The sequence below is a fragment of the Citrobacter sp. Cpo069 genome (assembly GCF_030332785.1).
GTDB classification, from domain to species: Bacteria; Pseudomonadota; Gammaproteobacteria; order Enterobacterales; family Enterobacteriaceae; genus Citrobacter; species Citrobacter portucalensis.
The window spans coordinates 199,897-212,192 of record NZ_JAOWHD010000060.1 but is presented as its reverse complement, the minus strand read 5'-3'; the positions used below and the strand labels follow the sequence as shown (position 1 = coordinate 212,192).

Here is a 12,296-nt window from a genome sequence, read left to right as displayed (position 1 = left end):
TTTTGTAATCAGGCGAGAGAAAACTCTGATGAAAAACTGGAAGACAAGTGCAGAAGCAATCCTGACCACTGGCCCGGTTGTACCGGTTATCGTGGTTAATAAACTGGAACACGCAGTGCCGATGGCAAAAGCGCTGGTTGCAGGCGGCGTGCGCGTTCTGGAAGTGACCTTACGTACCGCATGTGCGATGGATGCCATTCGCGCGATCGCAAAAGAAGTTCCGGACGCTATCGTTGGTGCAGGTACTGTACTGAATCCGCAACAGCTGGCTGAAGTGACCGAAGCCGGTGCGCAGTTTGCTATCAGCCCGGGCCTGACCGAGCCGCTGCTGAAAGCCGCAACGGAAGGCACTATTCCGCTGATCCCTGGTATCAGCACCGTGTCTGAACTGATGCTGGGTATGGACTACGGTTTGAAAGAGTTCAAATTCTTCCCTGCTGAAGCAAATGGCGGTACCAAAGCGCTGCAGGCAATTGCGGGTCCGTTCTCTCAGGTGCGTTTCTGCCCAACCGGCGGTATCTCTCCGGCGAACTACCGTGACTACCTGGCATTGAAAAGCGTGCTGTGCATCGGTGGTTCCTGGCTGGTTCCGGCGGATGCGCTGGAAGCGGGTGATTACGATCGTATTACCAAGCTGGCTCGTGAAGCAGTAGAAGGCGCGAAGCAGTAAGCCGTTAATGCGTAAACCGTAGGTCGGATACGGCATCAATGCTTTATCCGGCCTACGGGTCTGGTTTTTATCCTGCGACTTTCACCTGTGCGGCTGCGTCTTTCGCGCGTATCACCGCATCTTCAATGCTCTGTGCTGTGGCCAGCACAACGCCCAGACGACGGCTCCCGTCGATTTCCGGCTTGCCAAAGAAACGCACTTGCATACCCGCACCTACAGCGGCTTGCACGTTATCAAACGTGATATTCTGGCTGGTAAGTTGCGGCAGAATAACGGCGGAAGCAGAAGGTCCATACTGGCGGATTTCGCCAACGGGCAGACCGAGAAATGCACGTACGTGCAGGGCAAACTCAGACAGATCCTGCGAAATTAAGGTCACCATACCCGTGTCGTGAGGGCGAGGGGAGACTTCGCTGAAAATCACCTCATCACCGCAGACAAACAGCTCCACGCCAAACAGTCCGTGACCGCCCAGCGCCAGTACCACCTTGCGGGCAATCTCCTGCGCGCGCGCCAGCGCCAGGTCACTCATCTGCTGCGGCTGCCAGGACTCGCGATAATCGCCATCTTCCTGGCGATGACCTACCGGCGCGCAGAAATGCACACCATCAACGGCGCTGACGGTTAGCAGGGTGATTTCAAAATCAAAATTCACTACGCCTTCGACGATAACGCGTCCGGCGCCTGCCCGGCCTCCCTGTTGAGCATAGTTCCACGCCTCGGTGAGCTGATCGGCTGAACGGATAAAGCTCTGCCCCTTGCCGGAAGAACTCATTACCGGCTTCACAATGCAGGGATAGCCGATTTCGGCAACGGCCTCACGAAATCGTGTTTCGGTGTCTGCAAAACGGAAAGATGATGTGGGTAAAGACAATTCTTCGGCTGCGAGGCGACGGATTCCTTCCCGGTTCATGGTCAGTTGGGTCGCTCGTGCGCAAGGCACAACGTGTTGACCTTCCTGTTCCAGTTTGATCAGCATATCCGTGGCAATCGCCTCTATTTCCGGCACGATGTAATGTGGTTTTTCACATTCGACAAGCTGGCGTAATGCCTCGCCATCCAGCATGTTAATTACGTAGGAGCGATGGGCAACGTGCATGGCTGGCGCGTCGGGGTAACGATCCACGGCAATGACTTCCACACCCAGGCGTTGGCATTCAATCGCCACTTCTTTACCCAGTTCACCTGAACCTAATAACATCACTCGCGTTGCTGCGGGACGCAGCGCTGTGCCTAATAACGTCATAAATTAATCCCCTGTTTTATCTGGGCGCAGTATATACGAAAACGTTTGCGTCTGTCTTTATTACCAGGTTGATTTCAGGGCTTAAAAAGAATATACTGTACATAAATACAGGTAATTTAAGAGGCTGCAAAAATGGCGGTTGAAGTTAAATACGTAGTCATTCGGGAAGGTGAGGAAAAAATGTCGTTTACCAGCAAAAAGGAAGCCGATGCGTATGACAAAATGCTGGATACAGCAGATCTGCTCGACACATGGCTGGAGCAATCGCCGATAGCGCTCGAAGACGAGCAGCGTGAAGCGCTTTCCCTGTGGCTGGCTGAGCAAAAAGATGTGCTGAGCGCCATTCTGAAAAACGGCAAGCTGCCTTCGCCACAGGCTGTCGAAAACGATGCACATACTGAGGATGATACTCAGGCTGCCTGAAACGACTTGCGCTCCTGACGTTTTGTACCATGCTTTTCCCTGAATCATTGTGCAATCCCTGACGTAATTTCACGTTGCCGCAGGCAACCTGAAGGATGAAGGGGAGATTAAGGAGAAAAGAATGTATAAAAAAAGAGCGTTATTGAGCCTGCTGTTATTGTCTGCCAGCGTATCGGTATTTGCGGCAAATATGGAAAGCAAGAATGTTCAGTTCCCCAAGTGCGAAGGGCTGGATGCTGACGGTATTGCGGCAAGCGTGAAACGTGACTATCAGCAAAATCGCATCGCGCGCTGGGCTGACGATCAAAAACTCGTCGGGCAAGCCGACCCTGTCGCCTGGGTCAACACGCCCGATATTACGGGCAAAGACGGGAAATGGTCAGTTCCCCTGACGGTTCGCGGTAAAAGCGCGGATATTCACTATCAGGTAAAAGTCGACTGCAAAGCCGGAACGGCGGAATATCAGCCGCAGTAACGCAGGTATTTGCACATCTTTTGATGACCTGAACACTTCCTGACATCCCCTCGGGTACGCTTTGATGATTATTCGTCTGTACTTGAGGGGCAAAATGGCTAATTGGCTGAATCAACTACAATCTCTTCTTGGGCAAAAAGGATCCTCCACGTCATCTTCTGGCGAGCAAGGGCTGAGTAAACTTCTGGTTCCAGGCGCGTTAGGCGGTCTGGCAGGATTACTGGTTGCCAACAAATCTTCACGTAAATTACTGAGTAAATACGGCACCAGCGCGCTTCTGGTGGGCGGCGGTGCGGTTGCTGGTACCGTGTTATGGAACAAATACAAAGATAAAGTTCGCGCTGCGCATCAGGATGAGCCGCAGTTCGGTGTACAAAGCTCACCGCTGGATGAGCGAACCGAGCGTCTGATCCTGGCGCTGGTTTTTGCGGCGAAAAGCGACGGTCATATTGATGCTAAAGAACGAGCGGCCATTGAGCAGCAGCTTCGTGAAGCGGGCGTGGAAGAGCAGGGCCGCGTTCTGATTGAACGAGCCATTGAACAACCGTTAGATCCCCAGCGCCTGGCGCAAGGGATCCGCAACGAAGAAGAAGCGCTAGAAATTTACTTCCTGAGCTGTGCGGCGATTGATATCGACCACTTTATGGAGCGTAGCTATCTCAATGCGCTGGGCGATGCGTTGAAGATCCCGCAGGATGTTCGTGAAGGCATTGAACAGGATCTCAAAGAACAAAAACAGGCTTTACCGGGTTAATTACTTACCGCTAAGGCGCATGTTTCGCTTGCATCATTGCTGTCTTTTGCCACCCTTATAGGATGTTTAAGCAAAAGAACAATGACATGCTACCAAAAGCTTCTCGTATTCCCCGCGCCATGACGCAGCATGGTGATACTCGTGTTGATAATTATTACTGGCTGCGAGATGACACCCGCTCGCAGCCAGAAGTGCTGGATTATCTGCAACAAGAAAATGCGTATGGCCGCCAGGTTATGGCCTCGCAGCAGGCTTTGCAGGATCGCGTCCTGAAAGAAATTATCGACCGTATCCCGCCTCAGGATGCTTCCGCCCCCTATGTGAAGAATGGTTATCGCTACCGGCATATTTATGAACCGGGGTGCGAATATGCTATTTATCAGCGTCAGTCTGCTTTCAATGAAGAGTGGGATGATTGGGATACTCTATTGGATGGGAACCAGCGCGCGGCACACAGCGAGTTTTATACGCTGGGAGGACTGGCGATATCTCCGGATAACACCATCATGGCGCTGGCGGAAGATTATCTCTCTCGCCGGCAATATGGCGTGCGTTTTCGCAACCTGCAAAGCGGCAACTGGTATCCGGAAGTGCTGGAAAACGTCGAAGCGGATCTGGTCTGGGCGAATGATTCTCAGACTTTCTATTACGTGCGCAAGCACGAAACAACGTTATTGCCGTATCAGGTGTGGCGACATACGGTCGGCTCGCCATCGTCACTGGATGAGCTGGTGTATGAAGAAGCCGATGATATGTTTTATGTCAGCCTGCATAAAACCACCTCGCTACACTATGTGGTTATTCATATCGCCAGCGCGACCACCAGTGAGGTTTTACTGCTTGACGCAGAACTGGCGGATGCCGAACCGTTGGTCTTTTTAGCGCGACGCAAAGACCATGAATACAGTCTCGATCACTATCAACACAATTTTTATCTGCGCTCCAACCGTCAGGGGAAAAATTTCGGCCTGTATCGTACCCGCGTTCGTGATGAGCAAGCCTGGGAGACGCTGATCCCTGCGCGCGACAACGTGATGCTCGAGGGCTTTACGCTATTCACTGACTGGCTGGTGGTAGAAGAGCGTCAGCGCGGCTTAACCAGCCTACGACAGATTAATCGTAAAACGCGCGAAGTGGTCGGGATCGCCTTTGACGATCCGGCTTATGTGACCTGGCTTGCCTATAATCCAGAGCCGGAGACATCGCGCCTGCGCTATGGCTATTCCTCCATGACCACCCCGGACACGTTGTTTGAACTGGATATGGACACCGGGGAACGTCGTGTGCTTAAGCAGACGGAGGTCCCCGGATTTGATGCGGCGAATTACCGTAGCGAACACCTATGGATAACCGCGCGTGATGGCACCGAGATTCCGGTTTCGCTGGTTTATCATCAAAAGTATTTCCTGAAAGGAAAAAATCCGTTACTGGTTTATGGCTATGGCTCATATGGCGCCAGCATGGACGCCGATTTCAGCAGCAGCCGTTTGAGCTTACTGGATCGCGGCTTTGTTTATGCTATTGCGCATGTGCGTGGTGGTGGTGAATTAGGACAACAGTGGTATGAGGACGGTAAGTTTCTGCACAAGAAAAATACTTTTAATGATTACCTCGACGTCTGTGATGCGTTGCTAAAAATGGGCTATGGCGCGCCTGAGTTATGTTATGGCATGGGCGGAAGCGCCGGAGGCATGTTAATGGGCGTCGCCATTAATGAGCGCCCGGAACGCTTCCATGGTGTTATTGCTCAGGTGCCGTTTGTCGATGTGGTAACCACAATGCTCGATGAATCAATTCCCCTGACGACCGGTGAGTTTGAAGAGTGGGGTAATCCGCAGGACGAAGAGTATTACACCTATATGAAAAGCTACAGCCCGTATGACAATGTAACCGCGCAGGCATACCCACATCTGCTGGTCACGACGGGATTACACGATTCCCAGGTGCAATACTGGGAGCCAGCAAAATGGGTGGCAAAACTGCGTGAGCTGAAAACGGACGATCGTTTGCTGCTACTTTGCACGGATATGGATTCCGGACACGGCGGTAAATCCGGGCGTTTTAAATCTTACGAAGGCGTGGCCCTTGAGTACGCTTTTTTGATTGGACTGGCGCAGGGAACACTGCCTGCTCAGGCGTGATCCAAATAGTGTTTTAGCGTTAATCGCAGTTCCGGGCTCATATTGTCAAGGTTATTAAATAACCAGCGCAGATAGCCCGGATCGCGCTCAGCCACTTCTGATACCGGTTTTCCGCGGTACTTACCAAAAGTGAAAGTAGTGAGTAACGCGGGACGGCCGGTAATATCGACCATTTGATCGGCTGTCCAGCCTGACGTCTGCATGATGTCGATCAGCAGTGCCGCAGTGATGTAGCAATCGTACAGGGCGCGGTGATGGTGGAGACCCGCTGGCGTCTGGACGCTCAGCTTGCGCGATTTATACAGCGCCATGTTGCTGTATTTAATCCCCGGCCACAGCCGACGGGAGAGCTTCATGGTGCAAATCCATTCCCCGGGCATGTCGGGCAATACGCGGCGGTCAAAGCTGGCATTGTGCGCAACGTACCATTCGCTGCCGTAATACTGCGGGATGACGTCTTCAATCCATGGCTTATCGGCCACCATTGCTTCAGTAATGCGATGGATAGCCATCGCCTGTGGGCTGATGGGGCGGTCAGGGCGTACCAGGTGGCTCATGGGGTTGACTATTTTTCCATCAACCACGTCGACAGAAGCAATTTCAACAATGCCTCCCTGTAGACCACAGGTTTCTGTATCTATTATGCGCAACATGCCATGCTCCTGACCCAAAACGACTAGCGTAATGGAATGATATCACCTTGCCAACCCCGTGGCGTGCGTTGGCCGGTTAACAGTAACGAACCGCTGTCTGCGCGAACAATCAATCGACCTCGTTCATCCCATAACGCACTGCTACCCCGCGCATTGGCCATTAATACCGCGATGGCGAATTTATGTGAGAAACTTTGTAGGCGAGATGTAGAGGAGAGCAGTTCCGGTTCACTGACTGACTGGCAGCTGGTGAACAGCGAATAGGCCGGGTCGATATCAATGCCTTCCGGTTGGCTATCTACAACGCTGATGGCATTTCGCTGTCTGGCAATACAGGCCCCGTGGCTCTGATGGAAGGTTAGTGGCGAAGTCATCCAGGGAGAGAAAAGTGCAATGCCTTTCACGAACCGGTTGTTATGTTCTACCGGTAGTCCCGCAATTATCGTCATGCGATAAGTCGCGGCGGCATGTGCGAGAGGTTCTAACAGCGCTTCATCGGGTGGGGCAGGAAGCGCGTCATTCTCATCAACACAACCCAGCAATGAGAGGGAAGGGAAGACCAGCAATTCACATTGGCATTGAGCTGCCGCATGAATGAATTGCAGGTGATGCGCGACATGTTCGGTAACTGAGGTGTGAAGAGGTTCGTATTGTGCTGCTGCGATTTTCCAGTATGACATAATGATTTCCTTTTCATAGTGTCTACAACCATCCTTAATGTGTGGATTAAGAATATGCTTATACTGTAGCAGGCGTCATGTAAGGAATCGTAACGTAATATAAGTTTTATTTAACTTTAGGCTCGTAAGGTAAACGTGAAAGCGAAACGGATGCCAGGCGGTGCGCGATGAGTCTTTCGCGGAACCAGTCGCGTAAATGCTCTGGCTGTTCGCGTTCAACAACTTCTGCAACAACGGGCATATTGTATCGCTCCTTAAATGCCACTCCAGCCGCAGCCAGATCGACATTGACCTTATCCATTTCCGCTTGCTCAAGTTTGGCCAGATTGATGTTCATGGGCTTCTCCTTTTCTCTGTCTTTCGGCGCGCAAAGTTACTAAGAGTGTGCGTTAATGGCAAGACAGAAATGATGATTCTCGACTCGACCATTGTAGAAGGTTATTCTCTACAGGTTAGACATAACAAAAAGGAATAGTTGAAATGGCTTCATCTGCATCTATGCTTCGCAACGCGCTCATCGTACTCGCCAGCGTTCTGGCAACACCTGCGGCATTGGCGCATGCCCACCTCACAAAACAAAGTCCGGCGGCTAACGCTGAAGTTGCGGCATCTCCTCAGGCGTTGACGCTGAATTTTTCTGAAGGCGTAGAGCCGGGATTCAGCGGTGCAACGCTGACCGGTCCTAACAAAGAACAGATCAAAACGGGCAAGGCATCGCGCAGTGAGCAGGACAAAACGCAGCTGATTGTTCCGCTTGATCAAACGCTTGAAGCAGGAAAATATACGGTCGACTGGCACGTTGTCTCCGTGGATGGTCACAAGACGAAGGGGCAATATACCTTTAGCGTGAAATAACCAATGCTGGCATTTACCTGGGTTGCGCTACGGTTTATCCATTTTACCGCTTTGATGCTGGTGTTTGGCTGTGCGCTTTACGGCGCATGGCTGGCCCCCGTTTCGGTTCGTCGTTTAATGATGCGTCGTTTTTTACGTCTGCAACGGCATGCTGCAACGTGGAGCTTTATCAGCGCGACGCTGATGCTGGCGATTCAGGGTGGGTTAATGGGCTCAGGCTGGCGGGATGTTGTCTCTACTGATGTTTGGCTCGCCGTGTTGCAAACGCAATTTGGCGGCGTCTGGTTATGGCAGATTATCCTCGCGTTGGTCACGCTGGTGGTGACCATCATGGTGCCACGCAGTATGCCGCGACTGCTGTTAATGCTGACAATTGCGCAGTTTATTTTGCTGGCTGGCGTCGGACATGCGACGCTGCACAGCGGTATCCCTGGCGCAATCCAGCAGGTTAGCCACGCCTTACATTTGGTATGCGCTGCCGCCTGGTTCGGCGGTTTGCTGCCCGTACTTTACTGTATGCGAATGGCGCAAGGTCGCTGGCGGGAACAGGCCATCAGTACCATGATGCGCTTCTCACGCTATGGGCATCTTTTCGTTATCGGTGTTTTACTAACCGGTATTATGAATGCGCTGTTTATTGTCGGTTTTTCTGTTCCCTGGCACATGGCTTACGGGCGACTGCTTTTGTTAAAAGGTGCCCTGGTCATGTTAATGGTGGCGATTGCGCTGGTGAATCGGTATGTTCTGGTACCACGTATGCGGCAGGATAACCGCGGCATGACTCTCTATTTTATTTGGATGACCAAGCTGGAATGGGGTATAGGAGCCGTTGTGCTGGCGATTGTCAGCTTGTTTGCAACCCTTGAACCTTTCTGATTAATGGACTGGCGAAACGCATGAAAAAAATCATTATCTCTTTATTACTCCTGGCAAGCTCCGGAGCCGCGCTGGCTGCGCCGCAAGTCATTACCGTCAGCCGTTTTGAGGTTGGCAAAGATAAGTGGGCGTTTAATCGGGAAGAGGTGATGCTGACCTGCCGTCCAGGTAACGCGCTGTATGTCATCAATCCCAGTACGCTGGTGCAATATCCGTTGAATGATGTCGCCAGACAGCAGGTGGAGAGCGGAAAAGTCACGGCAAAGCCGATCGAGATTATCCAGATCGATGATCCGGCGAAACCGGGCGAAAAAATGAGCCTGGCACCGTTTGTAGAGCGTGCAGAAAAGCTCTGCTAATTGTCAGATGTAGCGCTCTGATTTCCAATAAAAAACCGCAAGCATCTCGCAGGAGAACTTGCGGTTTTTGCGTTTGGATGCGTAACAAACGTCCTTTTTTTCCGGCCACTTTAGTCGCGGACTGGAAAACCTGGCGCTGTCATCTATTCTTAAATGGCAGGGTAACTTAGCCTGCATTAATGCCAACTTTTAGCGCACGGCTCTCTCCCAAGAGCCATTTCCCTGGACCGAATACAGGAATCGTATTCGGTCTCTTTTTATGTGGCGAATGCGATGCCATCCAGGGCAAAACACGGCGTATTGCATGCTGCATTCTCCATAAACCATACCATACTCCTGCCCACGATCGTCCAGGCTTTTTTACCAACATTGCTAAAATTATAATCAGGTACCCTTGTACTCTGGAGGCGACATGGGACGACCTGGCAATATCTATCAACGAATCGACGGTACGCAGTGGCGTCACGTCTGGGTGGTTGGGGATATCCACGGATGCTTCTCGATGCTGATGGCTAAGCTGCGCCAGTACCGTTTTGATCCCTGGCAGGATTTGCTGGTTTCAGTGGGGGATGTTATCGACCGTGGACCAGACAGTTTGCGTTGTCTGAAACTACTGCGTAAACGCTGGATTGTCGCGGTCAGGGGAAATCATGAACAGATGGCGCTGGACGCGCTGGCGACGGGGGATCAATTCATGTGGTTTATGAATGGTGGCTCGTGGTTCGAGCAGGCGGAGCAACCGGCAGCGAAATTTGCTCTTGAAGCGTGTTGGCAGTTACCCTGGATACTGGAGCTGCATTGTCAGAACGGTATACACGTTATTGCTCATGCCGATTACCCGGATGATGATTATCAGTGGCTAAAAGAGATCGATTTACAGCGCGTGCTGTGGGACCGTTCGAGGCTGATGAACAGTGGTTGTGCGATTCAGGGCGCGGATCACTTCTGGTTTGGCCACACGCCGCTGCGCCATCGGCTGGATCGCGAGAATTTACACTATATTGATACCGGTGCTGTATTTGGCGGCGAGTTAACGCTGGTACAACTGCAATAATCAAAAATCGCTGTATTCCTGGGCCGGATGCCAGAAACTGTCGATGTAGTCGTCCGCAGGTAAACATCCGCCGTTACGAATACGTTGATCGTCCATCGATATCAGGCACTGCTGCTCAGTTTTGTAGACATCAACCACGATATCTTCACAACCGCCATCCAGATAGCACACAAAAAGAACCAGCGTGAACATTCCATCCTCAAATGGTAAAGCCATACCTGTAGTGTAGAAGATGTTGATAGATGAGGGAAATTAACCAAGAAATAACCCGTCTGGCGACGGGTTCTTTTTGAATCAGGCAAGGCGCATGATCCAGGCATCTGACTTACGATCGTAGTGTTCGCGAAATAGTACTGAATGTTCTCCGTTCAACAGGGCCGGGACGCTGGTTTCGGCATCCCAGGCATCCAGTTGCATACATAAATCCGGATCGGATTTACACGGAATGGTTAACGTTCGGTCCCCCGGCGATTCGCCATGTAACTCGGCGTCGTCGATTTCAAAAGCGCCAATGCGCACACTGGTTTTCATCATCGTGCTCTCCGTTAATTTGCTGGTTGTGGTACGACCAGTTAGGACGTCCATTTTTCAGCGTAGTCAACGTTAGCAAAAGCGCCAGTAAAAACGTGCGTCATCCCGTAAAGAGTTTGCCATCCCGGACAAGATCGCGCGGGTAGCTATTCTTCAGTCGCGATCCAATGCGTTTTGCCAGACCGATCGGCTGATGCTGGAACGTAACCAGTACGTCATCAGTCGTCGGTGCGGTTTGCGGGTAAACATCTCTACCGCGATACCACTCTTCCGCTTCGGCAAGGGTCAGTTCGAATGCATGGCTGTGGTTCGGGTCGGCGAGGGCGATAACGGCCTCATGCTGCCAGCGATACCCTTTATTGTGGGTTTCGGCCAGTTTGATCCCAAGTCGAGAAAAGCGAACCTTGCCAATCAGAGGTTCAATTTCAGTCGGGAACAGCCAGATCTCTTTATCGCGCTGCCACAGGCGCAAATTATCTTCCCACTGCAGTCCACAAGCGCTCGCGGCTTGCGTGACAAGCGCAGACTCGCGCCCTTTAAGCGGGCTAAACGGGAAGTTACCGACTTTGTACTTCGGCGCAGGTAGTGCAGGGATTGCAGCTGTTTTGCGCAAACGCGCAACGAAGAAACCTTCGCAATCGTAAATCTGCGGGAATACATGCAGGAATCCTTCCGGCGTCAGGGCGCGTTCGGCCTGCGGAAATAAATCGCCCAGAGGTAAAAACTCGACGGCATCAGGGTAGGTCTCAATCAACCACTGCATGATATTTTCATTTTCGTCACGATTAAGCGTACAGGTCGAGTAAACCAATGTGCCACCGGGACGCAGGGCGTGGAAGGCGCTGTCGAGTAATTCGCGCTGGGTCGCGGCAATTTCCAGATTACTTTCTACAGACCAGTTTTTTAGCGCATCGGGGTCTTTACGCACCACACCTTCACCGGAACACGGTGCGTCGAGCAATATGGCATCAAATGACTCCGGCAACGCAGCGCCAAATACGCGTCCGTCAAAATGGGTCAGGGCGACGTTGGCTATCCCGCAACGGCTGATATTGGCATGCAGGACTTTGACGCGACTGGCAGAAAACTCATTCGCCAGAATGGCGCCTCGATTATTCATTTTTGCGGCAATTTGCGTGGTTTTGGAGCCGGGGGCTGCCGCAACATCCATTACGCGTTCCGGGGTATTGCCTTCGGCGAACAGTGCTGCGACTGGCAGCATTGAACTGGCTTCCTGAATATAAAACAGGCCGCTTAAATGTTCTGCGGTGCTGCCGAGCGGCACTGACTCTTCATCATCGCGCTCGATCCAAAAGCCTTCAGCACACCAGGGAACCGGGGTGAGAGACCAGTTGTAAGGTGCTGTCAGCGCGAGGAAATCGGCAACGGAGATTTTCAGCGTATTGACGCGAATGCTGCGGCGCAACGGGCGCTGACAGGCAGCGAGAAATTCATCGAATGAGAGCGTGGAAGGCATTGCTTCACGCATTTGAGTCAGAAAGGCGTCGGGAAAATAAGCCACTTGGTACCACCGGCAAAAAAACAGGTGCGCAGTGTAGCATAAGTGCTCCGGCGCGAG

At 52.0% G+C, this 12,296-nt stretch carries 16 protein-coding genes; 9 read left to right on the top strand and 7 right to left on the bottom strand.

Features of this window, described 5'->3' with window-relative positions:
• The first annotated feature begins 28 nt into the window (after positions 1 to 28).
• On the top strand, positions 29 to 670 hold the full coding sequence (kdgA, locus tag OGY08_RS19805; RefSeq protein WP_003034901.1) for a bifunctional 4-hydroxy-2-oxoglutarate aldolase/2-dehydro-3-deoxy-phosphogluconate aldolase: 642 nt from the start codon (positions 29 to 31) through the stop codon (positions 668 to 670).
• A 67-nt stretch (positions 671 to 737) separates the two neighbouring features.
• Here the strand turns inward: kdgA and purT are convergent, their stop codons facing one another.
• On the bottom strand, positions 738 to 1,916 hold the full coding sequence (gene purT, locus OGY08_RS19800) for a formate-dependent phosphoribosylglycinamide formyltransferase (protein ID WP_008785049.1): 1,179 nt from the start codon (positions 1,914 to 1,916) through the stop codon (positions 738 to 740).
• A gap of 132 nt (positions 1,917 to 2,048) precedes the next feature.
• On the opposite strand from purT, the gene yebG reads away from it, so the two are divergent.
• The 4 genes from yebG (at position 2,049) to ptrB (ending at position 5,709) form a co-directional block, all read left to right on the top strand.
• On the top strand, positions 2,049 to 2,339 hold the full coding sequence (gene yebG / locus OGY08_RS19795) for a DNA damage-inducible protein YebG (RefSeq protein ID WP_008785048.1): 291 nt from the start codon (positions 2,049 to 2,051) through the stop codon (positions 2,337 to 2,339).
• Positions 2,340 to 2,460: 121 nt separating this feature from the next.
• Complete coding sequence (yebF, locus tag OGY08_RS19790; protein WP_020996626.1) at positions 2,461 to 2,814, top strand: protein YebF; 354 nt, start codon at positions 2,461 to 2,463, stop codon at positions 2,812 to 2,814.
• Between the two features lie 94 nt (positions 2,815 to 2,908).
• Positions 2,909 to 3,568, top strand: coding sequence for a tellurite resistance TerB family protein (locus tag OGY08_RS19785; protein WP_048235202.1), 660 nt, complete (start codon positions 2,909 to 2,911; stop codon positions 3,566 to 3,568).
• Positions 3,569 to 3,654: 86 nt separating this feature from the next.
• Positions 3,655 to 5,709 carry an oligopeptidase B gene (gene ptrB, locus OGY08_RS19780; protein WP_008785045.1) on the top strand — a complete coding sequence of 685 codons (2,055 nt, stop codon included), beginning with the start codon at positions 3,655 to 3,657 and terminating at the stop codon, positions 5,707 to 5,709.
• Here ptrB and exoX read toward each other — a convergent pair.
• The 3 genes from exoX to OGY08_RS19765 all read right to left on the bottom strand — a co-directional run bounded on the left by exoX (position 5,700) and on the right by OGY08_RS19765 (position 7,379).
• The gene (gene exoX, locus OGY08_RS19775; protein ID WP_003833802.1) at positions 5,700 to 6,362 is read right to left on the bottom strand and encodes an exodeoxyribonuclease X; all 663 of its coding nucleotides are present in this window, start codon (positions 6,360 to 6,362) and stop codon (positions 5,700 to 5,702) included. The genes ptrB and exoX overlap by 10 nt on opposite strands.
• Positions 6,363 to 6,385: 23 nt before the next feature.
• Positions 6,386 to 7,042 (bottom strand): carbon-nitrogen hydrolase family protein, encoded by a 657-nt coding sequence (locus OGY08_RS19770; protein ID WP_008785043.1) that lies wholly within the window; start codon positions 7,040 to 7,042, stop codon positions 6,386 to 6,388.
• A gap of 106 nt (positions 7,043 to 7,148) precedes the next feature.
• The gene (locus OGY08_RS19765) at positions 7,149 to 7,379 is read right to left on the bottom strand and encodes a DNA polymerase III subunit theta (protein ID WP_003034925.1); all 231 of its coding nucleotides are present in this window, start codon (positions 7,377 to 7,379) and stop codon (positions 7,149 to 7,151) included.
• Between the two features lie 143 nt (positions 7,380 to 7,522).
• Between OGY08_RS19765 and yobA the strand changes: the two genes are divergently transcribed.
• The 4 genes from yobA (at position 7,523) to pphA (ending at position 10,186) form a co-directional block, all read left to right on the top strand.
• A complete protein-coding gene (gene yobA, locus OGY08_RS19760; RefSeq protein WP_003833799.1) occupies positions 7,523 to 7,897 on the top strand; it encodes a CopC domain-containing protein YobA in 375 nt (124 codons plus the stop codon).
• Between the two features lie 3 nt (positions 7,898 to 7,900).
• A complete protein-coding gene (gene copD / locus OGY08_RS19755) occupies positions 7,901 to 8,773 on the top strand; it encodes a copper homeostasis membrane protein CopD (RefSeq protein ID WP_125362610.1) in 873 nt (290 codons plus the stop codon).
• Between the two features lie 20 nt (positions 8,774 to 8,793).
• A complete protein-coding gene (locus tag OGY08_RS19750) occupies positions 8,794 to 9,132 on the top strand; it encodes a YebY family protein (protein WP_032943770.1) in 339 nt (112 codons plus the stop codon).
• Positions 9,133 to 9,544: 412 nt separating this feature from the next.
• Entirely contained in the window at positions 9,545 to 10,186 is a 642-nt protein-coding gene (gene pphA / locus OGY08_RS19745) for a protein-serine/threonine phosphatase (protein ID WP_048216182.1), read from the top strand.
• Here the strand turns inward: pphA and OGY08_RS19740 are convergent, their stop codons facing one another.
• From OGY08_RS19740 to rsmF, 3 genes are all read right to left on the bottom strand, one after another.
• A complete protein-coding gene (locus tag OGY08_RS19740; RefSeq protein WP_003034941.1) occupies positions 10,187 to 10,378 on the bottom strand; it encodes a YdfD/YebW family protein in 192 nt (63 codons plus the stop codon). It abuts the gene before it with no gap.
• A gap of 102 nt (positions 10,379 to 10,480) precedes the next feature.
• A complete protein-coding gene (locus OGY08_RS19735) occupies positions 10,481 to 10,717 on the bottom strand; it encodes a YebV family protein (RefSeq protein WP_165612495.1) in 237 nt (78 codons plus the stop codon).
• Positions 10,718 to 10,817: 100 nt separating this feature from the next.
• Entirely contained in the window at positions 10,818 to 12,239 is a 1,422-nt protein-coding gene (gene rsmF / locus OGY08_RS19730) for a 16S rRNA (cytosine(1407)-C(5))-methyltransferase RsmF (protein WP_125362609.1), read from the bottom strand.
• Positions 12,240 to 12,296 lie beyond the last annotated feature (57 nt).

Bases quoted from the DNA above. Each gene is read 5' to 3' on its own strand.
- kdgA (WP_003034901.1), top strand. From the start codon at position 29: ATGAAAAACTGGAAGACAAGTGCAGAAGCAATCCTGACCACTGGCCCG.
- purT (WP_008785049.1), bottom strand. From the start codon at position 1,916: ATGACGTTATTAGGCACAGCGCTGCGTCCCGCAGCAACGCGAGTGATG.
- yebG (WP_008785048.1), top strand. From the start codon at position 2,049: ATGGCGGTTGAAGTTAAATACGTAGTCATTCGGGAAGGTGAGGAAAAA.
- yebF (WP_020996626.1), top strand. From the start codon at position 2,461: ATGTATAAAAAAAGAGCGTTATTGAGCCTGCTGTTATTGTCTGCCAGC.
- OGY08_RS19785 (WP_048235202.1), top strand. From the start codon at position 2,909: ATGGCTAATTGGCTGAATCAACTACAATCTCTTCTTGGGCAAAAAGGA.
- ptrB (WP_008785045.1), top strand. From the start codon at position 3,655: ATGCTACCAAAAGCTTCTCGTATTCCCCGCGCCATGACGCAGCATGGT.
- exoX (WP_003833802.1), bottom strand. From the start codon at position 6,362: ATGTTGCGCATAATAGATACAGAAACCTGTGGTCTACAGGGAGGCATT.
- OGY08_RS19770 (WP_008785043.1), bottom strand. From the start codon at position 7,042: ATGTCATACTGGAAAATCGCAGCAGCACAATACGAACCTCTTCACACC.
- OGY08_RS19765 (WP_003034925.1), bottom strand. From the start codon at position 7,379: ATGAACATCAATCTGGCCAAACTTGAGCAAGCGGAAATGGATAAGGTC.
- yobA (WP_003833799.1), top strand. From the start codon at position 7,523: ATGGCTTCATCTGCATCTATGCTTCGCAACGCGCTCATCGTACTCGCC.
- copD (WP_125362610.1), top strand. From the start codon at position 7,901: ATGCTGGCATTTACCTGGGTTGCGCTACGGTTTATCCATTTTACCGCT.
- OGY08_RS19750 (WP_032943770.1), top strand. From the start codon at position 8,794: ATGAAAAAAATCATTATCTCTTTATTACTCCTGGCAAGCTCCGGAGCC.
- pphA (WP_048216182.1), top strand. From the start codon at position 9,545: ATGGGACGACCTGGCAATATCTATCAACGAATCGACGGTACGCAGTGG.
- OGY08_RS19740 (WP_003034941.1), bottom strand. From the start codon at position 10,378: ATGTTCACGCTGGTTCTTTTTGTGTGCTATCTGGATGGCGGTTGTGAA.
- OGY08_RS19735 (WP_165612495.1), bottom strand. From the start codon at position 10,717: ATGAAAACCAGTGTGCGCATTGGCGCTTTTGAAATCGACGACGCCGAG.